Raw genomic sequence first — 26,620 nt, 5'->3', positions numbered from 1 at the left:
TTACGCCGGCACGCGCCCCGCCCGCTCGCGCACGAAGGCCACGAAGCGCGCCAGCGCAGGATGCGAAGCTTGCGCGGGCCACACGAGGCTGGTCTCGCACACCGGCAGCGTCACGCGGCGGCGCCCCACGCCCTTGAACTCGTGGACCTGCCGGTAGACCACGCCCGCGCGCCGGAACTGCATCACGCTGTGCGGCACCCAGGCCGCCCCGATGCCGCCCGACACGAGGTTGACGATGGTCTGCATCTGGATCGCCTCCTGCGCCACCTGGGGCGTGCGCCCGGCCGCGTGGTACAGGTCGAAGATCGCGTCGTGTAGCGAGGGCACGATGCGGCGCGGAAAGATCACCAGCGGCTCGTCCAGCACCTCGGCCAGCGGCACCGGCCGCGCCTCGGCCAGCCGGTGCTGCGCGGGCAATGCGAGCACCAGCGGCTCCACCTCGACCGGCAGGCAGGCCAGCCCCGGCGGCGCGGCGCCCGGCGAATGCAGCATCAAGCCGGCGTCGATCTCGCCGCGCGCGAAGGCTTCGAGCTGCACGTCGCCGGTGGCCTCGACCAGCTCCAGCGCCACCTCGGGGCACAGCACGCGGAATTCGCGCACCCAGGCCGGCAGCTGCTCGAAGCCGACCGTCGAGACGAAGGCGATGCGCACCCGTCCCACCTGCCCCGCCGCCGCTGCGCGCGCCCGCGCCGGCAGGGCCTGGGCACGCGCCAGCAGTTCGCGCACGTCGGGCAGCAGCGCTTCGCCGGCGGGCGTGAGCGCCACGCGCCTGCGGGTGCGGTCGAACAGCACCACGCCCAGTGTTTTCTCCAGCTGGGCAATGGCCTGCGTGACCGGCGGCTGGGTCATGTGCAGGCGCTGGGCGGCGCGGCCGAAGTGCAGCTCTTCGGCCACGGCCACGAACTGGCGCCAGGCGCGCAGGTCGATGAGGGCTTCATTCATATGCCAAGCATATCAATCTAAGCTTCAAATTGGATTGGAACCAATCAATCAGAAGTCCGATACTTGGCGCTCCCCCTCACGATCTCCCCACGACAGAAGAGACACCATGGACACCAAGACCATCCAGATCAACCGCCGCAGCGCGAACATCACCGAAGGCAAGAGCCGCGCCCCCAACCGCTCGATGTTCTACGCCATGGGCTACGAGGAAGGCGACTTCAAGAAGCCGATGGTCGGCGTCGCCAACGGCCACAGCACCATCACGCCCTGCAACTCGGGCCTGCAGAAGCTGGCCGACGCGGCCATCGCGGGCATCGAGGAAGCCGGCGGCAACGCGCAGGTGTTCGGCACGCCCACCATCTCCGACGGCATGGCGATGGGCACCGAAGGCATGAAGTACTCGCTGGTGAGCCGCGAAGTCATCTCCGACTGCATCGAGACCTGCGTCGGCGGCCAGTGGATGGACGGCGTGCTGGTGGTCGGCGGCTGCGACAAGAACATGCCCGGCGGCCTCATGGGCATGCTGCGCGCCAACGTGCCCGCCATCTACGTCTACGGCGGCACCATCCTGCCGGGCCGCTACAAGGGCCAGGACCTGAACATCGTCAGCGTGTTCGAGGCCGTGGGCCAGAACGCGGCCGGCAACATGAGCGACGAAGACCTGCACGAGATCGAGAAGCGCGCCATTCCCGGCACCGGCTCCTGCGGCGGCATGTACACGGCCAACACGATGTCGAGCGCGTTCGAGGCGCTGGGCATCTCGCTGCCCTACTCGTCGACCATGGCGAACCCGCACGACGAAAAGGCCAACTCGGCCAAGGAATCGGCCAAGGTGCTGATCGAGGCGATCAAGAAAGACCTGAAGCCGCGCGACATCGTGACCAAGAAGGCCATCGAGAACGCGGTGGCGGTCATCATGGCCACCGGCGGCTCGACCAACGCAGTGCTGCACTTCCTGGCCATCGCGCACGCGGCTGGCGTGGAGTGGTCCATCGACGACTTCGAGCGCATGCGCAAGAAGGTCCCGGTGATCTGCGACCTGAAGCCCTCGGGCAAGTACCTCGCGGTCGACCTGCACCAGGCCGGCGGCATTCCGCAGGTCATGAAGGTGCTGCTCAAGGCCGGCCTGCTGCACGGCGACTGCATCACCATCAGCGGCCAGACCATCGCCGAAGTGCTCAAGGACGTGCCCGACGTGCCGCGCGCCGACCAGGACGTGATCCGCCCGATCGACAACCCGATGTACGAGGAAGGCCACCTCGCCATCCTGAAGGGCAACCTGTCGCCCGAAGGCGCGGTCGCCAAGATCACCGGCCTGAAGAACCCGGTCATCACCGGCCCGGCGCGTGTGTTCGACGACGAGCAGTCGGCATTGCAGGCCATCCTGGCCGGCAAGATCGTGGCCGGCGACGTGATGGTGCTGCGCTACCTCGGCCCCAAGGGCGGCCCGGGCATGCCGGAAATGCTGGCCCCCACGGGCGCGCTGATCGGCGCGGGCCTGGGCGAAAGCGTCGGCCTCATCACCGACGGCCGCTTCTCGGGCGGCACCTGGGGCATGGTGGTCGGCCACGTCGCACCCGAAGCGGCGGCGGGCGGCACCATCGCGTTCGTCAACGAAGGCGACTCGATCACCATCGACGCGCACGAACTGAAGCTCGAACTCAACGTGCCCGAAGCCGAACTCGCCAAGCGCCGCGAAGGCTGGACGCCGCCGGCCCCGCGCTACACGCGCGGCGTGCAGGCCAAGTTCGCGTTCAACGCCTCGAGCGCGAGCTCGGGCGCGGTGCTCGACAAGTTCTGAAGCGGACTCAGCCCATCATCCAAGCGCCGTAGCCGAAGGCAGCAAAGCCCAGGCCGACGATCGCGAAGATGGCCCGGGCTTCGAAATCCATCGCCGGGGGAAAGCTCTGCACGACGAAGTGCAGCAGCGCCCCCGCGCCGATGGTGAGAAAACCCGCACCGAACTGCTTCATCGCGCTGTCGTCGGGATAGAGAAACACCAGCGCGAAGCCGGCCAGGAACACCACGTTCGCCAGCACCGTGCCGCGCGTGCGCCATTTCTTCTGCGTGGGCGTCGGCTCGCGCACCGGCGCCGGCCGGCCCCTGCGGCCTTCCTTGAGCGCCATGCCGGTGAAGAACAGGCCGAACATCGTCGGAAAGCCGCCGAAGAGGCCGAGCCCCCAGACGATGCCCCACATGTTCTGGAAGTCGGCCACCAGCGCCTGGGCCGGGTCGGCGGTGCTGTAGCGCACCTCGACCGCATCGCCCCATTCCTTGTCCGACAGGCTGCCGCCGAGCCCTTTGACGCGGCGCTTCTGCCCGTCGGCGGCGGTGTATTCGACGAGGGGCGCGCGCGTGGTGGTGACGTAGCCCTTGCTGTCCTTGCTGCGCTCTTCCACGAACTCGACCAGGCTGCCCTGCGTGCTGGCCGTGCCCGCGATCGACTGGTAGCGCTGCCAGCCCACCGTGACCGCGCCGTACAGGCCGGCGCAGCCGATCAGCAAGGCGCCAATGCCGGCGCCCCAGAAGAAGGTCTTGAAGCGCCCGACCAGCGCGCCGACGGCCGGCCCGACCAGCAGCGACAGCCCGAAGACGAGCAAGGCGTGGGTGGCGGCTTCGTCGTCCATGGCGCGCGTCCTGTCGGCATGCGGCGCGGGTGACGGGGCCGCGTGGTCAGCGGCGCGGGCGCTGTTGCCCGTTGCTGGTGCGAAGGCCCATGTTGGTCTTCTGGCGGTCGATGCGCGCCTGCTTGCGCCGCTCTTCGCGCTCGATGACCTTGCGCTTGGTGTAGCCCGACGAATCGGCCCAGGCCCACCAGGCCAGCGCCAGCGCGAACGGGCTCAACACGATCCACCAGCTCCAGCCGGCGACCATGCCCACTTCGAAATATTTGAGGGCTACACCGAGCAGGCCCAAGAGCAGAAACCACATCGCGAATACCCTCCGAGTTGGTCGGTATCGCCGCCGGTGCGTGTGCACCGCGCTACCTACAATCGCGTTGGATCGAATGTAACTCAGCCCTTACGAAAACAGTCCCCATGAAAAGAACGATGTTGATGGCAGCCCTGGGCCTCGGCCTCGCGGCGCCCGCCTTTGCCGACCTGGCCCTTGCCACGTCGAAGAACTGCATGAGCTGCCACGCGGTCGAACGCAAGGTGCTCGGGCCGTCGTTCAAGGACATCGCGGCCAAGTACAAGGACGACAAGGGCGCGGCCAACTCGCTGGCCACCAAGATCATCAAGGGCGGCTCGGGCGTGTGGGGCCCGGTGCCGATGCCGGCCAACAACCAGGTCAGCGAAGCCGATGCGAAGAAGCTCGCAGCCTGGGTGTTGTCGACGAAGTAACCGGCAGCAAAACGAAGCGCGCAGCGGCGCGCCCGCTCAGATGCTCGGGTTGATGTCGCTGGGCACCGGACGGCGCTCGATGCGGTCCTCGAGCTGCCCGATGTGCGCCGCCACCGTGTTGTCGGTCTGGTCCGAACGCAGCTTGACCGCGCTTTCCAGCTGATCCATGCGCGCCAACAGCGCCGTGTGGCGGTCGGCGTTGTGCGACATGTGCTGCTTCTCCTGCGCTTCCAGGAAGTTGCGCAGTTCGGTGAAGCGCGAGGCCTCGGCCTTGTCGGCGAGGTCGCGCTGGGTCTGCATTTCCTTCGTGTGGCGCTTGGTCTCCAGCAGCACCGAGCTGTGCAGGTACAGCACGTACACGAGGAAGAAGGCCGCGAGCACGGCCGTGAGCCCCAGCATGATCAGCCCGAGCGGCGCCGACACGCTCATGAAGCCCAGCCACACGTCGGTGGGTGCCGACAACGTGCCCCAGTTCAGCGCGGCAAGCCCCGCGATGAGCAGCACGATGACAAAAAGAAAAGCGGATCTCACGCCCATGTGGCGCCTCCTTGCAAACAACCGATCACGATGACAAAGACCGCGCGCCTGTCAGGGCACGCGGTGACGACATCGGTTTTACCTCAGCCAGGAGGCCGCTTTGGTGCACATGGCCGCACAAACGGCCATGTCCTACACCTCGATACAGCAGGTTCGTGACAACTGTTCCGGAATGGCCGGATTCGGCCAATCCCGGGGGTTCAGTTCGTCTCGGACAGCTGATCGAGGATCGCCGGATTTTCGAGCGTCGAGGTGTCCTGCGTGATCGCCTCGCCCTTGGCGATGCTGCGCAGCAGACGCCGCATGATCTTGCCGCTGCGCGTCTTGGGCAGGTTGTCGCCGAAGCGGATGTCCTTGGGCTTGGCGATGGGGCCGATTTCCTTGGCGACCCAGGCGCGCAGCTCGTTGGCGATCTGCTTGGCTTCTTCGCCGGTCGGGCGCGCGCGCTTGAGCACGACGAAGGCGCACACGGCCTCGCCCGTCACGTCGTCGGGACGGCCCACCACCGCGGCTTCGGCCACGAGGTCGGTCTTGGACACCAGCGCCGATTCGATTTCCATCGTGCCCAGGCGGTGGCCCGACACGTTGAGCACGTCGTCGATGCGGCCCGTGATGCGGAAGTAGCCGCGGTCGGCGCTGCGCACCGCGCCGTCGCCGGCCAGGTAGATCGTGCCGCCCATCTCTTCGGGGAAGTAGCTCTTCTTGAAGCGCTCGGGGTCGTTCCAGATGGTGCGGATCATCGAGGGCCATGGCCGCTTGATGACCAGCATGCCGCCGGCGCCGTTGGGCAGGTCTTTCCCCGTCTCGTCGACGATGGCGGCCATGATGCCCGGCAGCGGCAAGGTGCACGAGCCCGGCACCAGCGGCGTGGCGCCCGGCAGCGGCGTGATGACGTGGCCGCCCGTTTCGGTCTGCCAGAAGGTGTCGACGATCGGGCAGCGCTCGCCGCCGATGTTCCGGTGGTACCACATCCACGCTTCGGGATTGATCGGCTCGCCGACCGAGCCGAGGAGGCGCAGGCTGGTCAGGTCCCAGTTCTTCGGGTGCACCTTCTCGTCGCCTTCGGCCGCCTTGATGAGCGAGCGGATCGCGGTGGGCGCGGTGTAGAAGATCGAGACCTTGTGCTTCTGGATCATTTCCCAGAAGCGCCCCGCGTGCGGGAAGGTCGGGATGCCTTCGAACACGACCTGCGTGGCGCCGGCCGCGAGCGGGCCGTAGGCGACGTAGGTGTGGCCGGTGATCCAGCCGATGTCGGCGGTGCACCAGAACAGGTCTTCGGGACGGATGTCGAAGGTCCAGTCCATCGTGAGCTTGGCCCACAGCAGGTAGCCGCCGGTGGCGTGCTGCACGCCCTTGGGCTTGCCGGTGGAGCCCGAGGTGTAGAGGATGAACAGCGGGTGCTCGGCATTGACCGGCACGGGCGCGCACTCGGTGCTCTGCCCGGCCAGCGCTTCGGTGAAGGTCTTGTCGCGGCCCTCGACGCGGTTCCACGCGGTGGGCGTGCGCTCGTACACGAGCACGGTCTTGAGCGTGTCGCAGCCGCCCAGCGCGATGCCGTCGTCCACGATGGCCTTCAGCGGCAGTTCCTTGCCGCCGCGCAGCTGGTAGTTGGCGGTGATGACGGCCACGGCGCCCGCGTCGATGATGCGTTCCTGCAGCGCCTTGGCCGAGAAGCCGCCGAACACCACGCTGTGGGTGGCGCCGATGCGCGCGCAGGCCTGCATGGCGACCACGCCCTCGATGGTCATCGGCATGTAGATGATGACGCGGTCGCCCTTGCGGATGCCCTGCGCCTTGAGCGCGTTGGCGAACTGGCTCACACGGGCCAGCAGTTCCTTGTAGGTGACACGGGTGACGGCGCCGTCGTCGGCTTCGAAGACGATGGCGGTCTTGTTCTCGACGGGGGTGCCGATGTGCTTGTCCAGGCAGTTGGCGCTGGCGTTGAGTTCACCGTCGCCGAACCATTCGTAGAACGGCGCCTTCGATTCGTCCAGGGTGCGGGTGAAGGGCTTCGTCCACTGGAGGTTGTCCTTGGCCAGGCGGGTCCAGAAGCCTTCGAAGTCCTGTTCGGCTTCCTTGCACAGCGCCTCGTAGGCGGCCATGCCGGCAATGCGGGCGCCTTCGGTGGCGCGGGCGTCGGGCGGGAACACGCGGTTCTCGACCAGGACGGATTCAATGTTCTTCGATGCGCTGCTCATGCTCTTGTCTCCTGATTGAATGCGGCCGTAATGTCGGGGCACGCACTTACGGGCCACTGACGGGGTCGATGTTAGTTCGCAGGGTTATCACGAGTGCGTCACTGGGAGACCTCTAGAATCGCCCGACTTTTTACATCTGTCTTCTTACTTCATGTCCGCCCCCGATCCTTTCGACGCCCGGAACGCGCCCGTACCAGCACGCAGTTCCCCGCTGAAGCCACTGCCCCGGCTCATCTTCGCGAGCCGCTGGCTGCAGCTGCCGCTGTACCTGGGGCTGATCGTGGCGCAGGGTGTGTACGTGGTGCACTTCCTGGTCGAGCTGCTGCACCTGGTCGAAGCCGCCTTCGGCAACAAGGACGCGCTGCAGGCCCTGATCGCGAGCATCGGCTACAAGACCACCGCACCGGTCGGCGCGCTCAACGAGACGGTGATCATGCTGGTGGTGCTGGCGCTGATCGACGTGGTGATGATCTCCAACCTGCTGATCATGGTGATCGTGGGCGGCTACGAGACCTTCGTGAGCCGCATGGACCTCGAAGGCCACCAGGACCAGCCCGAGTGGCTGAGCCACGTGAACGCCTCGGTGCTCAAGGTGAAGCTGGCCACCGCCATCATCGGCATCAGCTCGATCCACCTGCTCAAGACCTTCATCAACGCGGACAACTACACCGACAAGGTGCTGATCGCGCAGACCGTGATCCACATCGCGTTCCTGTTCTCGGCCATGGCCATCGCCTACACCGACAAGCTGATGAACGAGGCCGCAGCCGCCAACGCCCATCACTAAGAAGGCGTGTCCCAGGCCGGCACTTCGGTGAAGCGCTCGGCCAGGAAATCGAGCAAGGTGCGCAGCGCAGACGGCATGTGTTTGCGCGAGGCGTACACCGCATACACCCCCAGTACCTGCGGCTCGTGATCGGGAAAGAGCGACACCAGCTCGCCCGATTGCAACAACCCCGACGTCAGATAGGTGGGCAGCATCGCGATGCCCGCCCCGGCCCGCGCCAGCGCCATCAGGCTGGCCGCGTCGTTGGTCGAGAGGTTGCCGGCCACGGCCACCGAAACCGGCAGGCCGTCGGCCTTGCGCGTGAAGTTCCACAGGCTGCGGCCGAAATACGAATGCGTGAGGCAGTTGCGCTGCGCCAGCTCTTCCACGCGCTGCGGCTGGCCGTGCGCCTTCAGGTAATCGGGTGTCGCGCAGACCACCGAACGGCACACCGAGAGCCGGCGCGCGATGAGGTTCGGATCGATCTCGGACGACACGCGGATGGCGAGGTCGATGCGCTCGTCCACCAGGTTCACCGCGCGGTCGAGCAGCACCAGGTCGACCGCCACGCCCGGGTAGCGCCGCACGTAATCGGCCACCGCGCCGGCCAGCTGCGCCTGCGCGAACGAGGTGCTGGCGGTGATGCGCAGCTGCCCGCTGGGCGCCTCGGCCGGATGGCGCACCGCCGCCTGCATGTCGCCCGCGAGTTCGAGCACCTGGCGGCAGCGCGGCAGCAGTTCCTCGCCCGCCGCCGTGAGGCTCAGGCGGCGCGTCGTGCGGTGCAGCAGGCGTGCGCCGGTCCATTGCTCCAGTTCGGCCACGTAGCGCGTGACCACCGGGCGCGACAGGTCGAGCTTGTCGGCCGCGGCCGAGAGGCTGCCCGCGTCCACCACGGTCACGAACACCCGCATTGCGTTCAATCGGTCCATTCGAACGATTTTAGGAATAAAGAAGCGCGGAATTCGAGGTATTTCTTTCGAAACCAGAAACCTAAGATGCGGTTCATCCCCTTCCCAACTTTTGACCGGAGTCCCTCATGAGCCACATCGCCATCATCGGAGCCACCGGACGTGCCGGCAGCCGCCTTCTCGAAGAAGCGCTGCGCCGCGGGCACACCGTCACCGCCATCGCGCGCAAGGCCAGCGAGAAGCTGTCGGGCCGCGCCAACGTGAAGGCCGTGGATGTCGACGCGCTCGACGCCGCCGCCCTAGAAAAGGCCGTGGCCGGCCATGACGCCGTGTTCAGCGCCGCGCACTTCGCCACCGTGCCGCCCGCGGCCGTCATCGAACCCGTCAAGCGCGCGGGCGTGAAGCGCCTGCTGGTGGTCGGCGGCGCCGGCAGCCTGTTCGCAGCGCCCGGCCTGAAGGTGATCGACACGCCGAACTTCCCCGATGCCTACCGCGCCGAAGCCACGGCTGGCGGCGTGTTCCTGGACGCGCTGCGCAACGAGAAGGACCTCGACTGGACCTTCCTGTCGCCCTCGGCCGAATTCGTCGAAGGCGAGCGCACCGCCAAGTTCCGCCTCGGCAAGGACGACCTGCTGGTGAGCGCCGAGGGCCGCAGCTGGATCAGCTTCGAGGACTACGCGATCGCGTTCATCGACGAGCTCGAGAAGCCCGCGCACTCGCGCCAGCGCTACACGATCGGCTACTGATCGACCGGCCGGCAACGAAAAAGGACCCTCGCGGGTCCTTTTTTCATGGGGGCTGCGGAGCGGATCAACGGCCCGTCATGTTCTCCGGCACCACCCACTGGTCGAACTGTTCGGCCGTCAGGTGCCCCGACGCAATCGCCGCCTCACGCAGGCTCGTGCCTTCCTTGTGCGCCTTCTTCGCGATGTAGGCCGACTTGTCGTAGCCGATGTGCGTGTTCAGCGCCGTCACCAGCATCAGCGAGCGCTGCACCAGCTCCGTGATGCGTTCACGGTTCGGCTCGATGCCCACGGCGCAGTGGTCGTTGAAGCTCACCATGCCGTCGGCCAGCAGGCGCACGCTCTGCAGGAAGTTGTGCGCCACCATCGGGCGGAACACGTTCAGCTCGAAGTTGCCCGAGGCGCCGCCGATGTTGATGGCGACGTCGTTGCCGAACACCTGCGCGGCCAGCATCGTCACGGCCTCGCTCTGGGTCGGGTTGACCTTGCCCGGCATGATCGACGAGCCGGGTTCGTTCTCGGGAATGCTCAGCTCGCCGATGCCGCTGCGCGGGCCGCTCGCGAGCCAGCGCACGTCGTTGGCGATCTTGTTCATGCTGGCGGCGAGCGTCTTGAGCGCGCCGTGGGCATGCACCAGCGCGTCGACGCTGGCCATGGCTTCGAACTTGTTCGGTGCGGTCACGAACGGCAGGCTCGTGAGCTTCGCGAGTTCGGCCGCGACCTGCTCCGCATAGCCCTTGGGCGCATTGAGCCCGGTGCCGACGGCCGTGCCGCCCAGCGCCAGTTCGCACAGGTGCGGCAGCGCGGCGCGCACGTGCGCCTCGCCGTGCGCCAACTGCGCCACGTAGCCCGAGAACTCCTGGCCCAGCGTGAGCGGCGTGGCGTCCTGCAGGTGGGTGCGGCCGATCTTCACGATGTCGGCAAAGTCTTCGGCCTTCTTCGCCAGCGTGCCGCGCAGCTTGGCGATGGCGGGCAGCAGCTTGTGCGTGATGGCCTCGACGGCCGCCACGTGCATGGCGGTGGGGAACACGTCGTTGCTCGACTGGCTGCGGTTCACGTCGTCGTTCGGGTGCACGAGGCGCCCTTCCCCGCGCTCGCCGCCGAGCAGTTCGCTGGCGCGGTTGGCCAGCACCTCGTTGACGTTCATGTTGCTCTGCGTGCCCGAGCCGGTCTGCCAGACCACGAGCGGGAACTCGCCCGGGTGCTTGCCGGCAATGACTTCGTCGGCCGCGGCCACGATGGCGTTGGTCTTCTTCTCATCCTGCAGGCCCAGCGCGTGGTTGACCACGGCCGACGCGCGCTTGACCTGGGCCAGCGCCTTGATGATCTCGCGCGGCTGCTGCTCGCCGGAGATGTCGAAGTTCTGCAACGAGCGCTGCGTCTGCGCGCCCCACAGCTTGTCGGCCGGCACGTCGATCGGGCCGAAGGTGTCGCGCTCGGCACGGGTCTTGGGAGAAGTCGTCATGAGAAAAAGGCTCCGCAGTCTTGGATGGTTGCGCCGCTTATCGGGCGCGATGCCGAGTATGGTCTCAATAAGAATGGCTCGCATCTGACGAGGCCTTTCGCCCGGGTCCCACAGACACGATACGCCCGTGGGTTGACTCGCGTCATGCCAAAAAGTTATAATTAGCGGCTTCCGACGACCAACAAGTCATGTTGGTCACCCTTGCACTACTCGCGGATCTGCGAATCCCGTCGCGGTGCAAGGCCCTTCACGCCGGGCCCAGCCCGGCAAACCGGCCGGATCTTTTTTCCGGCCCCATTGCCACGTCACGCTCATCCAGGCGGCGCCCCTCGACCAGGCCCGTTGTCTGCGAATGAAGCATCCGGCGGGCACTGGCTTCGTCGCCAAGTCGTCTTCAGTGCCTGTCGGCAGCCCTCGGGGCTCGCCGGGCCATTGCATGCGCATGCGCAATCTTCATGCGCGCTGTCGGGCAGCTCCCTCATCGGGCTGATGGCGTGGCCGTTGCCGCCCTCCGGGGCGGTGCTGTGTCCACCCTTCACTCAAGGAGCCCCGGCATATGGCCAAAGGAATTCTCATCGACCATGTCTTCAAGGTGTTCGGCGATTCGCCCGAACAAGCCCTCGAGCTGGTCCGCCAAGGTTTTTCCAAGAAGGAAATCCTGGCGAAGACCGGCCAGTCGATCGGCGTGTTCGATGCCACCTTCGAGATCCAGGCCGGCGAGATCTTCGTGATCATGGGCCTGTCGGGCTCGGGCAAGTCGACGCTGGTGCGCCTGCTGAACCGGCTCATCGAGCCGACCGCCGGGCGCATCGTGATCGACGGGGCCGACATCAACGAGCACTCCGACAGCAAGCTGCGCGCCCTGCGCCGCAAGGACATCAGCATGGTGTTCCAGTCGTTCGCGTTGATGCCGCACATGACGGTGCGCGAGAACACCGCCTTCGGCCTGGAGCTGTCGGGCACGCGCAAGAAAGACCGCCTCGCGCAGGCCGACCTCGCGCTGGCGCAGGTGGGCCTTTCGGGCTGGGGCGACAGCTACCCCGACGAGCTCTCGGGCGGCATGCAGCAGCGCGTGGGCCTGGCGCGCGCGCTGGCGTCCGACCCGTCGATCCTGCTGATGGACGAGGCCTTCTCGGCGCTCGACCCGATCATCCGCACCGAGATGCAGTCGGAGCTGCTGCGGCTGCAGCAGGTGCAGCGGCGCACCATCGTGTTCATCTCGCACGACCTGGACGAAGCCATGCGCATCGGCGACCGCATCGCGATCATGAAGGACGGCCACGTGATCCAGGTCGGCACGCCCGACGAGATCCTGCGCAGCCCGGCCGACGACTACGTGCGCAGCTTCGTGCGCGGCGTGGACGCGGCGGCGGTGTTCAAGGCGGCCGACATCGCGCGCAAGTCGCTCACCGTGGTGTGCGAGCACCCCGAGCGCGGCGCACGCGCGGCGCTCAAGCTGCTCGAAGACCAGGACCGCGACTTCGCCTACGTGACCAGCCCGACCAAGCGCTTCCTGGGCGTGGTCTCGGCCGACACGCTGCGTGGCGCGCTCGACGGGCATTCGGGCCCGCTCGGCTTGCAGCACGCCTTCCTCGAGGACCTGCCGCGCATCGACGCCGAGGCCCCCGTGGCCGGCCTGATCGGCCAGCTCGCGCAGGCACCGTGCGCGCTGCCGGTCGTGGCTGGCGACGGCCGCTTCTGCGGCGCGATCAGCAAGACGACGCTGCTGCGCTTCCTCGATCGCGACACGCCGCCGATCGAACCCGTCTCGCCGCATGCCGCGCCCGCACTCGCCGCCGAGCCGCACTGAATTCACGAAGGACCTTGAACGATGAACGACACCACATTGCCTTCCGACCTGAACGCGCCCCTGCTGGACTCCCCCGTCCTGGACACGCCCGCCGCGCCCCCTGCTGTCCTCGATCCGTGGGAAGCGATCTCGGCCGCGCCTGACACCTCGACCGCCAGCGCCTGGCTCGACGCCCCGGCGAACACCGCGCACGCCCTTGCGGGGCAGGCCGACACCGCCACCAACGGCTTCGCGCTGCACCGCCTGTGGGACGGCTCGCTGCCCGTCGAGGCCTGGATCAACCAGGGCCTGGGCTGGGTGGTCGAGCACTTCCGTCCCTTCTTCCAGACCGTGCGCCTGCCGATCGACAGCACGCTCAACTCGGTGCAGGGCCTCCTCACCGCCCTGCCCGCGCTGCCGATGATCGCGCTCATCGGCCTGCTCGCCTGGCAGTTCGCCGGCCGCGCGCTGGCCATCGGCACCGTCGTGTCGCTGATGCTGGTGACCGTGCTGGGCATCTGGCCCGAAGCCATGGTCACGCTGTCGCTGGTGCTGACCTCGCTGGTGTTCTGCATGGTCATCGGCCTGCCGCTGGGCGTGCTGCTGGCCAGCAGCGACCGGGCCCAGCGCGTGATGCGCCCGGTGCTCGACGCCATGCAGACCACGCCGGCCTTCGTGTACCTCGTGCCGGTGGTGATGCTGTTCGGCATCGGCAACGTGCCGGGCGTGATCGTGACCATCGTCTTCGCGCTCGCCCCGCTGGTGCGCCTGACCAACCTCGGCCTGCGCCAGGTGCGCCCCGACCTCATCGAGGCCGCGCGCGCCTACGGCGCCTCGCCCTGGCAGATGCTCGTGAAGGTGAAGCTGCCGCTGGCCATGCCCTCGATCATGGCGGGCATCAACCAGGCGCTGATGCTGTCGCTGTCGATGGTGGTGATCGCCTCGATGATCGCCGTGGGCGGCCTGGGCCAGATGGTGCTGCGCGGCATCGGCCGGCTCGACATGGGCCTGGCCACCGTCGGCGGCCTGGGCATCGTGCTGCTGGCGATCACGCTGGACCGCCTGACGCAGGCCATGGGCAAGTCGCGCCGCAGCGCCGGCCACCGCTGGTGGCACACCGGCCCGGCCGGCTTCGCGCTGCGCACACTGCAGCGCCTCGTGGGCACGCCCTCGCGCGGCCAGACGCACGCCGACGACGCCGTGCCCGCCCTTTCCGCGCAAGCGCACTGACCGTCACGGAGGACAACCACGCATGAAGACCACCCGCCTCTTCCTTGCCCGCGGCCTCCTGGCGCTGGGCCTTATCGCCTTCGGTGCGACCGCACAGGCCGCCAACGACCTGCCCGGCCAGGGCATCACCGTTCAGCCGCTGAAAAGCTCGCTCGCCGAGGAAGCCTTCCAGACGCTGCTGGTGATGCGCGCGCTCGAAAAGCTCGGCTACACCGTCGAGCCGATGAAGGACCTCGAGCCCGCCACCGAGCACCTGGCCATTGCCAACGGCGACGCCACCTTCATGGCCAACCACTGGAGCCTGCTGCACGCCGACTTCTACAAGAACAGCGGCGGCGACGCCAAGCTGTGGCGCCAGGGCACGTACTCCGACGGCGCGGTGCAGGGCTACCTGATCGACCGCAAGACCGCCGAGCAATACAACATCACCAACCTCGCGCAGCTGAAGGACCCGGCGATTGCCAAGCTGTTCGACGCCGACGGCGACGGCAAGGCCGACCTCACCGGCTGCAACCCCGGCTGGGGCTGCGAGCTGGCCATCGAGAACCACCTGAACGCCTACCAGCTGCGCGACAGCGTGACCCACAAGCAGGGCAGCTACGCCGCGCTCATGGCCGACACCATCGCGCGCTTCAAGCAGGACAAGCCGATCCTCTACTACACCTGGACGCCCTACTGGGTCAGCGCCGTGCTGCGCCCGGGCGCCGACGTGGTCTGGCTGCAGGTGCCCTTCTCGCCCGCGCAGGCCGGCGCACAGGTCGACACCCGGCTGCCCAACGGCCGCAACTACGGCTTCCTGGCCAACGAGCAGCGCATCGTCGCCAACCGGGCCTTCATCGAGAAGAACCCCGCCGCCGGCCGCCTGTTCGAGGTGATGAAGCTGCCGATCAGCGACATCAACGCGCAGAACCTGCGCATGAGCGAAGGCGCGAACAGCATGCAGGACGTGACGCGCCACACCGACGGGTGGATTCGGGTGCACCAGGCGACGTTCGATGGGTGGATTGCACAGGCGCGCGCCGCCGCCCGGTAACACGGCCTCACCCCCGCGCCGGCGCCCTTTCGCCCGGCGCCGGCCTGCGGTATTGGTGGCTGAGATAATCGAGGGCGTTCCCCCTCCAAGAAGACTCCCCACCATGACGACCACGATCCAGCAGGCCGACCTGATCGAATCGATCAGCGCCGCGCTCCAGTACATCAGCTACTACCACCCCGCGGACTACATTGCCCATTTGGCCAAGGCCTACGAGCGCGAGCAGAGCCCTGCCGCCAAGGACGCCATCGCGCAGATCCTCACCAACAGCAAGATGAGCGCCACGGGCCACCGCCCGATCTGCCAGGACACCGGCATCGTCAACGTGTTCCTCAAGGTGGGCATGGACGTGCGCTGGGGCGGCTTCACCGGTTCGCTGGACGACGCCATCAACGAAGGCGTGCGCCGCGGCTACAACCACCCCGACAACACGCTGCGCGCCTCGGTCGTGGGCGACCCGCAGTTCGATCGCAAGAACACCAAGGACAACACGCCCGCGGTGATCTTCACCGAGATCGTGCCGGGCAACACCGTCGAGGTGACGGTGGCCGCCAAGGGCGGCGGCAGCGAGAACAAGAGCAAGCTGGTCATGCTGAACCCCGGCGACAGCGTGGTCGACTGGGTGCTCAAGACCGTGCCGACCATGGGCGCCGGCTGGTGCCCGCCCGGCATGCTGGGCATCGGCATCGGCGGCACGGCCGAGAAGGCCGCGCTGATGGCCAAGGAAAGCCTGATGGACGACCTGGACATGCACGAGCTGCAGGCCAAGGCCGCCTCGGGCGCCGAGCTCAGCAAGGTCGAGTCGCTGCGCCTCGAACTGTTCGAGAAGGTCAATGCCCTGGGCATCGGCGCGCAGGGCCTGGGCGGCCTGGCCACCGTGCTCGACGTCAAGATCCAGATGTACCCCACGCACGCGGCCAGCAAGCCCGTGGCGATGATCCCCAACTGCGCGGCCACGCGCCACGCGCACTTCGTGATGGACGGCAGCGGCCCGGTCTACCTCGATCCGCCGTCGCTCGACCTGTGGCCCGACGTGAACTGGGCGCCCGACGAGAAGAAGAGCAAGCGCGTCGATCTGAACAAGCTCACGCCCGCCGAAGTCGCCAGCTGGAAGCCGGGCGACACGATCCTGCTGAACGGCAAGATGCTCACCGGCCGCGATGCCGCGCACAAGCGCATCCAGGACATGCTGGCCAAGGGCGAGAAGCTGCCGGTCGATTTCACCAACCGCGTCATCTACTACGTCGGCCCGGTCGACCCGGTCGGCAACGAAGCCGTGGGCCCCGCCGGCCCAACCACCGCCACGCGCATGGACGGCTTCACCGAGATGATGCTGGCCGAAACCGGCCTGATCGCCATGATCGGCAAGGCCGAGCGCGGCCCGGTCGCCATCGAGGCGATCAAGAAGCACAAGAGCGCCTACCTCATGGCCGTGGGCGGCGCCGCTTACCTCGTGAGCAAGGCCATCAAGACCGCCAAGGTGGTGGGCTTTGCGGACCTGGGCATGGAAGCCATCTACGAATTCGACGTGGTCGACATGCCCGTGACGGTGGCGGTCGATGCCGGCGGCACCAGCGCGCACATCACCGGCCCGGCCGAGTGGCAAAAGCGCATCGCCAGCGGCGAGTTCAAGACCATTCCGCTGGAAGTCGCTTGAACCCGGTCGGCGTGTTCGACAGCGGCGTCGGGGGGCTGAGCACGCTCGCCGCGCTGCAGGCCGAGCTGCCGATGGAACGCTTCGTCTACTTCGCCGACACCGCGAACGCGCCGTATGGCGAACGCGGCGACGCCTACGTCATCGCGCACTCGCGCCAGGTGGTCGAACACCTGCTGCGTGCGCACGACATCAAGGCGCTGGTGGTGGCCTGCAACACGGCCACCACGGCGGCGATCCACGTGCTGCGCGCCGAATTTCCCGCGCTGCCCATCGTGGGCCTGGAGCCGGCGCTCAAGCCCGCCGTGGCGACGAGCCGCACGGGCCACATCGCGGTGCTGGCCACGCGCGGCACGCTGGCCAGCGCCCGGTACGCAGCCCTGCGCGAATCCTTCGGCGGCTCGGCCACCGTGCGGCCCGTGTCGTGCGACGGTCTCGTGAAGGCCATCGAAGGCTTCGACAACCCCGGCATCGCCGCGCTGTGCGCGCGCTACATGGCGCAGGCCGGCCCCTTCGGCGACGGCGCGGGCCAGGTCGACACCGTGGTGCTCGGCTGCACGCATTACCCGCTCGTGAAAGACGAACTGCAGCGCCACGCACCGCCGACGCTGCGCTTCATCGACACCGGCGCGCCGGTCGCGCAGCAGACGCGCCGCGTGCTGGCATCGCTCGGCCGGCTGGCCGACGACGGCAGCGAAGGCGCGCTGGTGCTCGAGAGCAGCGGCGACCTGACGGTGCTCGAAGCCGCCGCGGCGCGCTGGCTGCCCGCACGCGCGCAAGGCGCTTCGGTGCCGGCGGCGAACGCTGCCTGACATCCACTCACCCGCCATGCGCGCCCTCTTCTTCCTGCGTCATGCACTGGTCCTGCTGGGCCTGGCCTCGGCCGCCGGCCTGGGCCACGCCGCCTGCGAAAGCGGGTTGGCCGAGCGCATGCACGCCAAGCTCTATCCGAAGCAGCCGCTCGACGAGCGGCTGGCCGCATGCAAGGTCTGGCCGGCGTTTCCCGGCCGCAGCATCGTGGTGCTGCCCATGCCGCGCGAGACCACGGACAAGGGCGCCAAGGTCTTCGACCTCGCGCTGCTGCTGATCCAGCGGCCCGACAACGGCAACACCGACCGCGACACGGTGATCGGGCGGATCTTCCTGCCCGAGGCGCTCGACGAAGACGCCACCACCTCGATCCAGGAAATCCGTGTCGATACCTCGCGCTATGTGCTGTCCCCCGACACGCGCGCCTTCGGCCTGCGCGTGCGCTACCGCGGCAACAGCACGACCTCGGGCCCGCAGGCCAGCGAGACCGTGCGCCTGTATGTGCAGCGCGGCAACAAGCTGCAGCAGGTGCTGCAGGAGGTCGAGCTCGATCACGACAACGGCGGCTGGGACGCCACCTGCACCGGCCACTTCGAGAAGCTGCGCACCATGCTGTCGGTCGCGCGCACCACGAGCAACGGCTTTGCCGACCTGCAGCTGTCGCGCACGCTGGTGCAAAGCCGCGCGCAGGAACAGGAAGACCAGGGTTGCGTCGAGAAAGCGCTGCCCGCCAAGTTCAGCACCGTGACGCTGCGCTATGACGGCGAGCGCTTCAAGGTGCCGAAGTCGCTGCAGCAGGCGCCCTGAGGCGCCGGGGCGCCGCTATCGCGCAGCAGCCTTGTCGTGCAGCGCGGCCTTGCGGCCGCGTTGCATATCGATCGGCAGCAGCAGCAACAGCCCGCCGACGAACAGCACGGCCGTCGACAGGATCGCGATGCGCTGGTTGCCGCCGGTGGCCCAGGTGATGGCACCGAAGCTCAGCGGGCCGATGATGCTGGCCAGGCGCGTGGCGAAGGTCCAGAGGCCGAAGAATTCGGCCAGCTGCTGCGGCGGCGCGAGGTAGCCGGTCATCGCGCGCCCCGCCGACTGGCTCGAGCCCATCGCCAGCCCTGCGATGGCGGCGGCCCACCAGAAGCCGCCCTTGGTCGTGACCCATGCGGCGATCACGCATACCGCGATCCACGCGAGCAGCGTGGCGGCCAGCGACACCTTGTGGCCGATGCGGTCCTGCACGTAGCCGAAGGCGAAGGCGCCGAGCGCGGCCGCAACGTTGAGCACGAAGATCAGCACCATCGTCTCGCTCGCGACGAAGCCGATCACCTGTTCGGCGTAGATCGCCGCCAGCGTGATCGCGACCGCCACGCCGCCCTGGTAGCAGACGGTGCAGACCAGCAGCCACATGAAGTCGCGGTAGGCGCGCGCCTGCTGGAAGGTGGCGCGCAATTGCCGCCAGGCGCTGTCCTGGCCGCGGCGGGCCTGCGGCACGGCGCGTTCGGGCAGCAGCGCGAAGGTGACGCAGGCGGCCACGCCGTAGATCGCCGCCGTGATCAGCATGGTGACCGGCACGAAGTGCGCCGCCGGCAGCCCGCGCGCTTGCGACCACAGCACGTACGCCAGGCACAGCCCCAGCGCCAGCATGCCGCCGACATAGCCGAAGGCCCAGCCCCAGCCGCTCACCTTGCCCATGCCTTCGGCCGTCGCCAGCTCGGGCAGGAAGGCGCCGGTCAGAGACTCGCCGTAGGAATAGAAAGCATTGGAGACGATCACCAGCGCCATCGCGAGCGCGACACCCATCGCGCCGCCCGCAAAGCCCGGCGTGAGCGCCAGAGCCGCCGTGGCGAGCACGCAGCCCGTGGTCGTCATGACCAGCACGCGCTTCTTGGCGGCACGCAGGTCGGCCCAGGCGCCGATGGCGGGCATCGTGAACATCACGATGGCATACGAGGTGCTGAGGGCCGCGGTCCACGCGAAGGTGGCCCATGGCGCGCCCTTGGCGATGCCGCCCACGAAGTAGGCGGCGAACACCGCCGTGATCACGACCGTGGTGTAGCCCGAGTTCGCGAAGTCGTACATCGCCCAGCCGAACACCTCGCGCTTGCGCACGCCGGGGCGCAACGCGGAGGCTGGGAACAGGGCCATGCGGCCTTGGGACCGGGCGGTAAGGGAAAGGTCAGTGCAGGTGGCGCGGACGACGGCCACCGCCGTGGCCGCCACCGCTGCCGCCGCCGGCCCCTCCGGCACCGCGCGGACGCTTGCCGATTTCGAGCGAGTTCACGAGCGCGTCGAAACGGTCGCTGAAGAGGCGATCGATCTCGGCGACCACGCCGCCCAGTTCGGCACCGTCGAAGTGGCGTTCCATGAGGTTGACCACGTCTTCGACCAGCAGGTCGCGCTGCACCTGCATGATCGCGGCCGGGTTGGGGCCCACGAACAGCATCAGGAAGTCGTCGCGCGATTCTTCGTCGGGATCACCCTCTTCTTCGTCGAAATCGGTGTCGTAGAAGGTGACTTCGATCGCGGCACCGCGTTCGGAAAGTTCGTTCAGGCCCATGCACATCTCGTCGAGCGCCTGGCGGAAGTCTTCGTCGCCCGGCACGGTCCAGCAGATCTGCAGCGTGTGGTCCTTCTGCTCGAAGCGGATGCCGGGTTCTTCTTCGTAGGTGCTGGTGGCACCGTCGGCCAGCGATTTGGCGCCTGCGTATTTCCAGAGCGGCCGCAGCGCCTCCTGGATCTGCTCGAAGCTCACGTCCGATCGCAGCGGCACATCGCCATGCACATGGATCTCAAATGGAGCGTTGTAGCGAGGCATCAAATACTCCCTTGTAAATATGGTGGTACCCGGAACGGGGGTCGAACCCGTATGCCCCGATTAAGGAAGCGGCGGATTTTAAGTCCGATGTGTCTACCAATTTCACCATCCGGGCCTCGGGTTGAACATCGACGATAACCCAAATGAAACAAGCCCCGGCAACGTCGGTTGGCGGGGCTTGTGTATCGGAGCCGATCGGTCTTGACGAGAGGGTGGAGGCGCGACCCGGAGTCGAACCGGGCTAGACGGATTTGCAATCCGTTGCATAACCGCTTTGCTATCGCGCCACGCTGAATAACGAAATCGAACTGCGAAAAAAAGGGAAGCTGCTTGCTTCCCTTTTTCAAAACTGGAGCGGGAAAAGAGTCTCGAACTCTCGACCTCAACCTTGGCAAGGTTGCGCTCTACCAACTGAGCTATTCCCGCGTTTCGAGCCTCAAATTATATACCAGTTTTTTGAGGCTCCACAAGTTCTGCAATCAATCGATCAATGTTTGACCGAGCCTTCGACGGCCGGCGCCGCAGCACGCTGCTTGGCCAGTTCGGCCACCGCAGCAGCCGAAGCGGCCACCTCTTCGTCGGACAGCGGCTCGGGCATTTTCTCGAGCGCGATCTCGAGCACCTTGTCGATCCACTTCACCGGCACGATCTCGAGGCCGTTCTTCACGTTCTCGGGAATGTCCTGCAGGTCCTTGGCGTTCTCTTCGGGGATCAGCACGGTCTTGATGCCGCCGCGCAATGCTGCCAGCAGCTTTTCCTTCAGGCCGCCGATGGCGGTGACTTCGCCGCGCAGCGTGATCTCGCCGGTCATCGCGACGTCGGCACGCACCGGGATGCCCGTGAGCGCCGACACGAAGGCCGTCGTCATCGCTGCACCCGCGCTCGGGCCGTCCTTGGGCGTGGCTCCGTCGGGCACGTGGATGTGGATGTCGCGCTTCTCGAACACCTCGTCCTTGATGCCCAGGCGGCGCGAGCGGCTGCGCACCACGGTGCGCGCGGCCTCGACCGATTCCTTCATCACGTCGCCCAGCGAACCGGTGCGGCTGATCACGCCCTTGCCGGGCATGGTCACGGCTTCGATCGTCAGCAGGTCGCCGCCGACTTCGGTCCACGCAAGGCCGACCACCTGACCGACCTGGTTCTGCTTCTCGGCCAGGCCGAAGCTGTACTTGCGCACGCCGAGGAACTCGTTGAGGTTCTCGCCGTCGACCGTGACCTTGGGCGTCAGTTGCTTGAGCAGCAGGCCCTTCACCACCTTGCGGCAGATCTTGGACAGCTCGCGCTCGAGCGAGCGCACGCCGGCTTCACGCGTGTAGTAGCGCACGATGTCGCGCACGGCGGATTCGGTGACGGCCAGTTCGTCGTCCTTCACGCCGTTGTTCTTCATCTGCTTGGGCAGCAGGTACTTGATCGCGATGTTGGTCTTCTCGTCCTCGGTGTAGCCCGAGAGGCGAATGACTTCCATGCGGTCCAGCAGCGCCGGCGGGATGTTCATCGAGTTCGAGGTGGCGACGAACATCACGTCGCTCAGGTCGAAGTCGACTTCCACGTAGTGGTCGCCGAAGGTGTGGTTCTGCTCGGGGTCGAGCACCTCGAGCAGCGCGCTCGACGGGTCACCGCGGAAATCGGTGCCCAGCTTGTCGATTTCGTCGAGCAGGAACAGCGGGTTGCGCGTGCCGATCTTGCTCAGGCCCTGCAGCACCTTGCCCGGCAGCGCGCCGATGTAGGTGCGGCGGTGACCGCGGATCTCGGCTTCGTCACGCATGCCGCCCAGCGCCATGCGGGTGTACTTGCGGCCGGTCGCCTTCGCGATCGACTGCCCCAGCGAGGTCTTGCCGACACCCGGCGGGCCCACGAGGCACAGGATGGGTGCCTTCACCTTGTCGACGCGTTGCTGCACCGCGAGGTATTCAAGGATGCGGTCCTTGACCTTCTCGAGGCCGTAATGGTCGGCATTGAGCACGGCCTCGGCATTGGCCAGGTCGTGCTTGATCTTGGTCTTCTTGCTCCACGGCAGGCTGATGAGCACGTCGATGTAGTTGCGCACCACCGTGGCTTCGGCCGACATGGGCGACATGAGCTTGAGCTTCTTGAGCTCGCCCTCGGCCTTCTTCAGGCCTTCCTTGGACATCTTGGCGAGCTTGATCTTCTTCTCGATCTCCTCGATGTCCGCGCCCTCTTCGCCTTCGCCGAGCTCCTTCTGGATGGCCTTGACCTGCTCGTTGAGGTAGAAGTCGCGCTGGTTCTTCTCCATCTGGCGCTTCACGCGGCCACGGATCTTCTTGTCGACGTTCAGGATGTCGACTTCGCGTTCGAGCTGGCCGAACAGGTTTTCCAGGCGCGCCTTGACGTCGTCCAGGTCGAGCACGGCCTGCTTGTTGTCGAGCTTGAGCGGCAGGTGGGCAGCGATGGTGTCGGCCAGGCGGCCGGCGTCGTCGATGCTCGAGATCGAGGTGAGGATCTCGGGCGGGATCTTCTTGTTCAGTTTGACGTACTGGTCGAACTGCTGCATCACCGCGCGGCGCAGCGCCTCGACCTCGGTGCCCTTCTCGCCGCCTTCGGGCGCCTCGACGGGCGTCACGTTGGCCGAGAAGTGCGTCTCGCCGTCATCGATGCGGTTCACGCGGGCGCGTTGCTGGCCTTCGACCAGCACCTTCACGGTGCCGTCGGGCAGCTTGAGCATCTGCAGGATGGTCGAGACGCAGCCGACCTCGAACATGTCCTCGACCGAGGGCTCGTCCTTGGCGGCGGCCTTCTGGGCCACCAGCATGATGCGGCGCTCGGCCTCCATCGCCAGCTCGAGCGCCTTGATGCTCTTCGGGCGACCCACGAAGAGCGGGATCACCATGTGGGGAAACACCACGACGTCGCGCAGCGGCAGCAGCGGCAGGTCGAGGGCTTCGGGGGGCAATGGGGTATGACCAGACATGAGCGTCCTTGTCCTTTAGGCCTTTTTCGCCGTTTCGCGGTACACGAGCAGCGGGGGCTTGTTTTCGTCGATGGTCGATTCCTCGACCACCACCTTGTCGACATTGGTCGCGTTCGGCAATTCGAACATGGTGTCGATCAGCGACTGTTCAAGGATCGAGCGCAGGCCGCGCGCACCGGTCTTGCGGGCCAGCGCCTTGCGTGCGATCGCCTTGAGCGCCGCGGGACGGATTTCGAGGTCCACGCCTTCCATCTGCAGCAGCTTGGTGAACTGCTTCACCACCGCATTCTTGGGCTCGGTCAGGATCTGCACCAGCGCGTCTTCGCTCAGCTCGGCCAGCGAGGCGACCACGGGCATGCGGCCCACGAGTTCGGGGATCAGGCCGAACTTGATCAGGTCTTCGGGCTCGACTTCGCGGAACACCTCGGTGATGCTGCGCTGGGCCTTGCTCTTCACTGCGGCGCCGAAGCCGATACCCGAGGCCTCGGTGCGGTTTTCGATGACCTTCTCCAGCCCGGCAAAGGCGCCGCCGCAGATGAACAGGATGTTGGTCGTGTCGATCTGCAGGAAGTCCTGGTTCGGGTGCTTGCGCCCGCCCTGGGGCGGCACGCTGGCCATGGTGCCTTCGATGAGCTTCAGCAGCGCCTGCTGCACGCCTTCGCCCGACACGTCGCGGGTGATCGAGGGGTTGTCGGACTTGCGCGAGATCTTGTCGATTTCGTCGATGTAGACGATGCCGCGCTGGGCACGCTCGACCTCGTAGTTGCAGCTTTGCAGCAGCTTCTGGATGATGTTCTCGACGTCCTCGCCCACGTAGCCGGCTTCGGTCAGCGTGGTGGCGTCGGCCATCACGAAGGGCACGTCGAGCATGCGCGCGAGCGTTTGCGCCAGGAGCGTCTTGCCCGAACCCGTGGGGCCGATCAACAGGATGTTGCTCTTGCTGAGCTCGACCTCGTCGCCCTTGGTGTTCTTTTCCTTGTGGCGCAGGCGCTTGTAGTGGTTGTAGACCGCCACCGACAGCATGCGCTTGGCCGGCTCCTGGCCGATCACGTAGTTGTCGAGGTTGGTCTTGATCTCCAGCGGCGTGGGCAGGTCGCTGCGCGCGTCGCGCGCTTCCTCACCGGCCGGCAGCTCGTCACGGATGATCTCGTTGCACAGGTCGATGCATTCGTCGCAGATGAAGACCGAAGGGCCCGCGATCAGCTTCTTGACCTCATGCTGGCTCTTGCCGCAGAACGAGCAATAAAGCGTTTTTTCGCTGGAGGTGCCTTTTTTTTCGGCCATGGACTTTTGCCTCGTGACAGGGTATGGACAATGATAACTAAACAAAAACGGCGTTTCCCGTGTGGGAAACGCCGTTTTTGCCTTTTGGGCGCCCGAGGCGCCGGGCGGCATTAACCGCGCTGGGAGACGACCTGGTCGACCAGGCCGTAATCCTTGGCCTCGTCGGCAGTCAGGAAATAGTCGCGCTCGGTGTCCGACTTGACCTTTTCCAGCGGCTGGCCGGTGCGTTCGGCCAGGATGCGGTTCATCTGGTCCTTGGTGCGCAGGATGTCGCGCGCATGGATTTCGATGTCGGTGGCCTGGCCGCGTGCGCCGCCGAGCACCTGGTGGATCATGATCTTGGAGTTGGGCAGCGAGAAACGCTTGCCCTTCTCGCCGGCCGCCAGCAGGAAGGCGCCCATGCTGGCCGCGAAGCCCAGGCACATGGTCGACACCGACGGCTTGATGAACTGCATCGTGTCGTAGATCGCCATGCCGGCGCTCACGCTACCGCCCGGGGAGTTGATGTAGAACGAAATGTCCTTGTCCGGGTTCTCGCTCTCGAGGAACAGCAGCTGGGCCACCACGAGGTTGGCGGTCTGGTCGTTGACCTCGCCCACCAGGAAGATGATGCGTTCCTTGAGGAGACGCGAGTAGATGTCATAGGACCGCTCGCCGCGGCCCGACTGCTCGACGACCATCGGGATCATGCCGAGGCCTTGAATTTCCTGTGCGCTCATGAATTTGCTCTCCGGAAAATGGATTCGTTCGCTCTGATTGAACTGTACGCCTGAGTGAAATGGGGCTCGTGCCGCAAAGCACAAGCCCCATCGGCGTTGCTGCATGCAGCGACGGAAACCAGCTTACTGCTGCTGCGCCATCAGTTCGTCGAACGACACCGACTTTTCGTTGACCTTGGCCTTGCCCAGCACGAAGTCGGTCACGTTGTTCTCGATGACCACGGCTTCGACTTCCGCCAGTCGGTTGTTGTCGCTGAAGTACCAGCGCACGACGTCTTGCGGCTTCTCGTAGCTGGCGGCCAGCTCGTCGATGTGGGCCTTGATCTGCTCGGGCTTGGCCTGCAGTTCGTTGGCACGCACCAGCTCGGCCACGACCAGGCCCAGGCGCACGCGGCGCTCGGCTTGCGGGCGGAACACTTCCTCGGGGATCGGGGCCTTGTCGGCGTCCTTGATGCCGCGCTGCTTGAGCTCGGCGCGGGCGCCGTCGATCATGCGGGCGACTTCCGACTGCACGCTGGCGTTCGGCAGGTCGAGTTCGGCGTTGGCCACCAGGGCGTCCATCACGGCGTTCTTGTTGCGGGCCAGCAGGCGGAACTTCACTTCACGCTCGAGGTTGCGCTTGATGTCGGCGCGCAGGCCTTCCACGGTGGCTTCGGCGATGCCGAGCGACTTGGCCAGCTGCTCGTTGACTTCGGGCAGGTGCGAGGCTTCGATCTTCTTCACGGTGACCATGAAGTCGGCTTGCTTGCCGGCCACGTCCTTGCCGTGGTAATCGGCCGGGAACGACAGCGGGAAGGTGCGGCTGTCGCCGGACTTCATGCCGCGCACGGCGTCTTCGAATTCCTTGAGCATCTGGCCTTCGCCGACGACGAACTGGAAGTCTTCGGCCTTGCCGCCCTGGAAGGGCTCGCCGTCGATCTTGCCTTCGAAGTCGACCGTCACGCGGTCGTTGTCTTCGGCCACGGCGTCTTGGGCGCGCTGGGCGAAGGTGCGGCGCTGCTTGCGCAGGATGTCCAGGGTCTTGTCGATGGCTTCGTCGCCGACTTCGGCCGACAGCTTCTCGACTTCAGCGCCCGACAGGTCGTTGATCTTGACTTCGGGGAACACTTCGAAGACCGCGTCGAAGGCGAGCTGGCCTTCGGGCGACTCTTCCTTCTCCGTGATGCGGGGCTGGCCGGCGACACGCAGCTTGGCTTCGTTCGCGGCTTGCGAGAAGGCTTCACCGACCTTGTCGTTCATGACTTCGTAGTGCACCGAGTAGCCGTAGCGCTGAGCCACGACGTTCATCGGCACCTTGCCGGGACGGAAGCCGTCCATCTTGACGGTGCGCGCGAGCTTCTTGAGGCGCGAATCGACTTCGTTCTGGATGGTGCCGACCGGCAGGGTCAGCGTGATCTTGCGTTCGAGCTTCTCGAGAGTTTCAACGTTCACGGTCATGGTGTCTTCCTTGTGAGGGGTGT

The 26,620-nt window shown here is 66.6% G+C and carries 23 protein-coding genes and 3 tRNA genes; 10 read left to right on the top strand and 16 right to left on the bottom strand.

Going from position 1 to position 26,620, the window contains the following annotated elements; genetic code table 11:
- Positions 1 to 942 (bottom strand): LysR family transcriptional regulator, encoded by a 942-nt coding sequence (locus AC07XP_RS10945; RefSeq protein WP_159277139.1) that lies wholly within the window; start codon positions 940 to 942, stop codon positions 1 to 3.
- A gap of 106 nt (positions 943 to 1,048) precedes the next feature.
- Here AC07XP_RS10945 and ilvD point away from each other — a divergent pair, with 106 nt between their 5' ends.
- Positions 1,049 to 2,743 (top strand): dihydroxy-acid dehydratase, encoded by a 1,695-nt coding sequence (gene ilvD / locus AC07XP_RS10940; protein ID WP_062482642.1) that lies wholly within the window; start codon positions 1,049 to 1,051, stop codon positions 2,741 to 2,743.
- A 7-nt stretch (positions 2,744 to 2,750) separates the two neighbouring features.
- On the opposite strand, the gene AC07XP_RS10935 is transcribed toward ilvD, so the two are convergent.
- Together AC07XP_RS10935 and AC07XP_RS10930 are read right to left on the bottom strand one after the other, a co-directional pair.
- Positions 2,751 to 3,569 (bottom strand): DUF3592 domain-containing protein, encoded by an 819-nt coding sequence (locus AC07XP_RS10935; RefSeq protein WP_159277140.1) that lies wholly within the window; start codon positions 3,567 to 3,569, stop codon positions 2,751 to 2,753.
- Positions 3,570 to 3,615: 46 nt separating this feature from the next.
- Positions 3,616 to 3,873 carry a TIGR04438 family Trp-rich protein gene (locus AC07XP_RS10930; RefSeq protein ID WP_062482640.1) on the bottom strand — a complete coding sequence of 86 codons (258 nt, stop codon included), beginning with the start codon at positions 3,871 to 3,873 and terminating at the stop codon, positions 3,616 to 3,618.
- Positions 3,874 to 3,980: 107 nt separating this feature from the next.
- Here AC07XP_RS10930 and AC07XP_RS10925 point away from each other — a divergent pair, with 107 nt between their 5' ends.
- Positions 3,981 to 4,286: a c-type cytochrome gene (locus AC07XP_RS10925; RefSeq protein WP_095745089.1), complete on the top strand. Its 306-nt coding sequence runs from the start codon at positions 3,981 to 3,983 to the stop codon at positions 4,284 to 4,286.
- Positions 4,287 to 4,322: 36 nt separating this feature from the next.
- Here AC07XP_RS10925 and AC07XP_RS10920 read toward each other — a convergent pair whose 3' ends face one another.
- Positions 4,323 to 4,823 (bottom strand): hypothetical protein, encoded by a 501-nt coding sequence (locus tag AC07XP_RS10920; RefSeq protein ID WP_062482638.1) that lies wholly within the window; start codon positions 4,821 to 4,823, stop codon positions 4,323 to 4,325.
- A gap of 200 nt (positions 4,824 to 5,023) precedes the next feature.
- The gene (gene acs, locus AC07XP_RS10915) at positions 5,024 to 7,021 is read right to left on the bottom strand and encodes an acetate--CoA ligase (RefSeq protein ID WP_495264646.1); all 1,998 of its coding nucleotides are present in this window, start codon (positions 7,019 to 7,021) and stop codon (positions 5,024 to 5,026) included.
- A gap of 151 nt (positions 7,022 to 7,172) precedes the next feature.
- On the opposite strand from acs, the gene AC07XP_RS10910 reads away from it, so the two are divergent.
- Positions 7,173 to 7,808, top strand: coding sequence for a YqhA family protein (locus AC07XP_RS10910; protein ID WP_062475803.1), 636 nt, complete (start codon positions 7,173 to 7,175; stop codon positions 7,806 to 7,808).
- Here the strand turns inward: AC07XP_RS10910 and AC07XP_RS10905 are convergent.
- Positions 7,805 to 8,716 carry a LysR family transcriptional regulator gene (locus tag AC07XP_RS10905; RefSeq protein ID WP_095947779.1) on the bottom strand — a complete coding sequence of 304 codons (912 nt, stop codon included), beginning with the start codon at positions 8,714 to 8,716 and terminating at the stop codon, positions 7,805 to 7,807. The genes AC07XP_RS10910 and AC07XP_RS10905 overlap by 4 nt on opposite strands.
- 107 nt (positions 8,717 to 8,823) lie before the next feature.
- Between AC07XP_RS10905 and AC07XP_RS10900 the strand changes: the two genes are divergently transcribed.
- Positions 8,824 to 9,441: an NAD(P)-dependent oxidoreductase gene (locus AC07XP_RS10900; RefSeq protein WP_495264645.1), complete on the top strand. Its 618-nt coding sequence runs from the start codon at positions 8,824 to 8,826 to the stop codon at positions 9,439 to 9,441.
- A gap of 64 nt (positions 9,442 to 9,505) precedes the next feature.
- On the opposite strand, the gene fumC is transcribed toward AC07XP_RS10900, so the two are convergent.
- A complete protein-coding gene (fumC, locus tag AC07XP_RS10895) occupies positions 9,506 to 10,903 on the bottom strand; it encodes a class II fumarate hydratase (RefSeq protein ID WP_495264644.1) in 1,398 nt (465 codons plus the stop codon).
- Positions 10,904 to 11,459: 556 nt separating this feature from the next.
- On the opposite strand from fumC, the gene proV reads away from it, so the two are divergent.
- From proV to AC07XP_RS10865, 6 genes are all read left to right on the top strand, one after another.
- Positions 11,460 to 12,713, top strand: a complete 1,254-nt coding sequence (gene proV, locus AC07XP_RS10890; RefSeq protein ID WP_070060474.1) for a glycine betaine/L-proline ABC transporter ATP-binding protein ProV — start codon at positions 11,460 to 11,462, stop codon at positions 12,711 to 12,713.
- Between the two features lie 21 nt (positions 12,714 to 12,734).
- Positions 12,735 to 13,922 (top strand): glycine betaine/L-proline ABC transporter permease ProW, encoded by a 1,188-nt coding sequence (gene proW / locus AC07XP_RS10885; protein WP_495264643.1) that lies wholly within the window; start codon positions 12,735 to 12,737, stop codon positions 13,920 to 13,922.
- A gap of 22 nt (positions 13,923 to 13,944) precedes the next feature.
- Positions 13,945 to 14,955 (top strand): glycine betaine/L-proline ABC transporter substrate-binding protein ProX, encoded by a 1,011-nt coding sequence (gene proX, locus AC07XP_RS10880; protein WP_495264642.1) that lies wholly within the window; start codon positions 13,945 to 13,947, stop codon positions 14,953 to 14,955.
- Between the two features lie 103 nt (positions 14,956 to 15,058).
- The gene (locus AC07XP_RS10875) at positions 15,059 to 16,612 is read left to right on the top strand and encodes a fumarate hydratase (RefSeq protein WP_495264641.1); all 1,554 of its coding nucleotides are present in this window, start codon (positions 15,059 to 15,061) and stop codon (positions 16,610 to 16,612) included.
- Positions 16,609 to 17,421: a glutamate racemase gene (gene murI / locus AC07XP_RS10870; RefSeq protein WP_495264640.1), complete on the top strand. Its 813-nt coding sequence runs from the start codon at positions 16,609 to 16,611 to the stop codon at positions 17,419 to 17,421. Before AC07XP_RS10875 ends, murI begins: the two co-directional genes overlap by 4 nt.
- 16 nt (positions 17,422 to 17,437) lie before the next feature.
- Positions 17,438 to 18,226, top strand: a complete 789-nt coding sequence (locus AC07XP_RS10865; RefSeq protein WP_495264639.1) for a PA3715 family protein — start codon at positions 17,438 to 17,440, stop codon at positions 18,224 to 18,226.
- A 15-nt stretch (positions 18,227 to 18,241) separates the two neighbouring features.
- Here the strand turns inward: AC07XP_RS10865 and AC07XP_RS10860 are convergent, their stop codons facing one another.
- From AC07XP_RS10860 to tig, 9 genes are all read right to left on the bottom strand, one after another.
- Complete coding sequence (locus AC07XP_RS10860) at positions 18,242 to 19,558, bottom strand: MFS transporter (RefSeq protein ID WP_495264638.1); 1,317 nt, start codon at positions 19,556 to 19,558, stop codon at positions 18,242 to 18,244.
- A 31-nt stretch (positions 19,559 to 19,589) separates the two neighbouring features.
- Positions 19,590 to 20,228, bottom strand: a complete 639-nt coding sequence (locus AC07XP_RS10855; protein ID WP_095745079.1) for a DUF6806 family protein — start codon at positions 20,226 to 20,228, stop codon at positions 19,590 to 19,592.
- Between the two features lie 23 nt (positions 20,229 to 20,251).
- A tRNA-Leu gene (locus tag AC07XP_RS10850) sits at positions 20,252 to 20,343 on the bottom strand.
- A 98-nt stretch (positions 20,344 to 20,441) separates the two neighbouring features.
- Positions 20,442 to 20,515, bottom strand: a tRNA-Cys gene (locus tag AC07XP_RS10845).
- Positions 20,516 to 20,578: 63 nt separating this feature from the next.
- Positions 20,579 to 20,654, bottom strand: a tRNA-Gly gene (locus AC07XP_RS10840).
- A gap of 61 nt (positions 20,655 to 20,715) precedes the next feature.
- On the bottom strand, positions 20,716 to 23,157 hold the full coding sequence (lon, locus tag AC07XP_RS10835) for an endopeptidase La (RefSeq protein WP_159277150.1): 2,442 nt from the start codon (positions 23,155 to 23,157) through the stop codon (positions 20,716 to 20,718).
- Between the two features lie 15 nt (positions 23,158 to 23,172).
- Positions 23,173 to 24,441, bottom strand: a complete 1,269-nt coding sequence (gene clpX, locus AC07XP_RS10830; protein ID WP_062475840.1) for an ATP-dependent Clp protease ATP-binding subunit ClpX — start codon at positions 24,439 to 24,441, stop codon at positions 23,173 to 23,175.
- Positions 24,442 to 24,551: 110 nt separating this feature from the next.
- Entirely contained in the window at positions 24,552 to 25,160 is a 609-nt protein-coding gene (clpP, locus tag AC07XP_RS10825) for an ATP-dependent Clp endopeptidase proteolytic subunit ClpP (protein ID WP_062475843.1), read from the bottom strand.
- 123 nt (positions 25,161 to 25,283) lie between these two features.
- Complete coding sequence (gene tig, locus AC07XP_RS10820) at positions 25,284 to 26,597, bottom strand: trigger factor (protein ID WP_062475844.1); 1,314 nt, start codon at positions 26,595 to 26,597, stop codon at positions 25,284 to 25,286.
- Between the last annotated feature and the right edge of the window lie 23 nt (positions 26,598 to 26,620).

The sequence above is a fragment of the Variovorax sp. GW531-E2 genome, assembly GCF_059423125.1.
The sequence above is the reverse complement of the archived record's forward strand: the minus strand, read 5'-3'. Positions and strand labels throughout refer to the sequence as shown.

Bases quoted from the DNA above. Each gene is read 5' to 3' on its own strand.
- clpX (WP_062475840.1), bottom strand. From the start codon at position 24,441: ATGGCCGAAAAAAAAGGCACCTCCAGCGAAAAAACGCTTTATTGCTCG.
- AC07XP_RS10910 (WP_062475803.1), top strand. From the start codon at position 7,173: ATGTCCGCCCCCGATCCTTTCGACGCCCGGAACGCGCCCGTACCAGCA.
- tig (WP_062475844.1), bottom strand. From the start codon at position 26,597: ATGACCGTGAACGTTGAAACTCTCGAGAAGCTCGAACGCAAGATCACG.
- AC07XP_RS10945 (WP_159277139.1), bottom strand. From the start codon at position 942: ATGAATGAAGCCCTCATCGACCTGCGCGCCTGGCGCCAGTTCGTGGCC.
- AC07XP_RS10860 (WP_495264638.1), bottom strand. From the start codon at position 19,558: ATGGCCCTGTTCCCAGCCTCCGCGTTGCGCCCCGGCGTGCGCAAGCGC.
- proV (WP_070060474.1), top strand. From the start codon at position 11,460: ATGGCCAAAGGAATTCTCATCGACCATGTCTTCAAGGTGTTCGGCGAT.
- proX (WP_495264642.1), top strand. From the start codon at position 13,945: ATGAAGACCACCCGCCTCTTCCTTGCCCGCGGCCTCCTGGCGCTGGGC.
- AC07XP_RS10930 (WP_062482640.1), bottom strand. From the start codon at position 3,873: ATGTGGTTTCTGCTCTTGGGCCTGCTCGGTGTAGCCCTCAAATATTTC.
- lon (WP_159277150.1), bottom strand. From the start codon at position 23,157: ATGTCTGGTCATACCCCATTGCCCCCCGAAGCCCTCGACCTGCCGCTG.
- AC07XP_RS10865 (WP_495264639.1), top strand. From the start codon at position 17,438: ATGCGCGCCCTCTTCTTCCTGCGTCATGCACTGGTCCTGCTGGGCCTG.
- AC07XP_RS10925 (WP_095745089.1), top strand. From the start codon at position 3,981: ATGAAAAGAACGATGTTGATGGCAGCCCTGGGCCTCGGCCTCGCGGCG.
- AC07XP_RS10875 (WP_495264641.1), top strand. From the start codon at position 15,059: ATGACGACCACGATCCAGCAGGCCGACCTGATCGAATCGATCAGCGCC.
- AC07XP_RS10920 (WP_062482638.1), bottom strand. From the start codon at position 4,823: ATGGGCGTGAGATCCGCTTTTCTTTTTGTCATCGTGCTGCTCATCGCG.
- acs (WP_495264646.1), bottom strand. From the start codon at position 7,021: ATGAGCAGCGCATCGAAGAACATTGAATCCGTCCTGGTCGAGAACCGC.
- proW (WP_495264643.1), top strand. From the start codon at position 12,735: ATGAACGACACCACATTGCCTTCCGACCTGAACGCGCCCCTGCTGGAC.
- fumC (WP_495264644.1), bottom strand. From the start codon at position 10,903: ATGACGACTTCTCCCAAGACCCGTGCCGAGCGCGACACCTTCGGCCCG.
- AC07XP_RS10935 (WP_159277140.1), bottom strand. From the start codon at position 3,569: ATGGACGACGAAGCCGCCACCCACGCCTTGCTCGTCTTCGGGCTGTCG.
- clpP (WP_062475843.1), bottom strand. From the start codon at position 25,160: ATGAGCGCACAGGAAATTCAAGGCCTCGGCATGATCCCGATGGTCGTC.
- ilvD (WP_062482642.1), top strand. From the start codon at position 1,049: ATGGACACCAAGACCATCCAGATCAACCGCCGCAGCGCGAACATCACC.
- AC07XP_RS10855 (WP_095745079.1), bottom strand. From the start codon at position 20,228: ATGCCTCGCTACAACGCTCCATTTGAGATCCATGTGCATGGCGATGTG.
- AC07XP_RS10900 (WP_495264645.1), top strand. From the start codon at position 8,824: ATGAGCCACATCGCCATCATCGGAGCCACCGGACGTGCCGGCAGCCGC.
- AC07XP_RS10905 (WP_095947779.1), bottom strand. From the start codon at position 8,716: ATGGACCGATTGAACGCAATGCGGGTGTTCGTGACCGTGGTGGACGCG.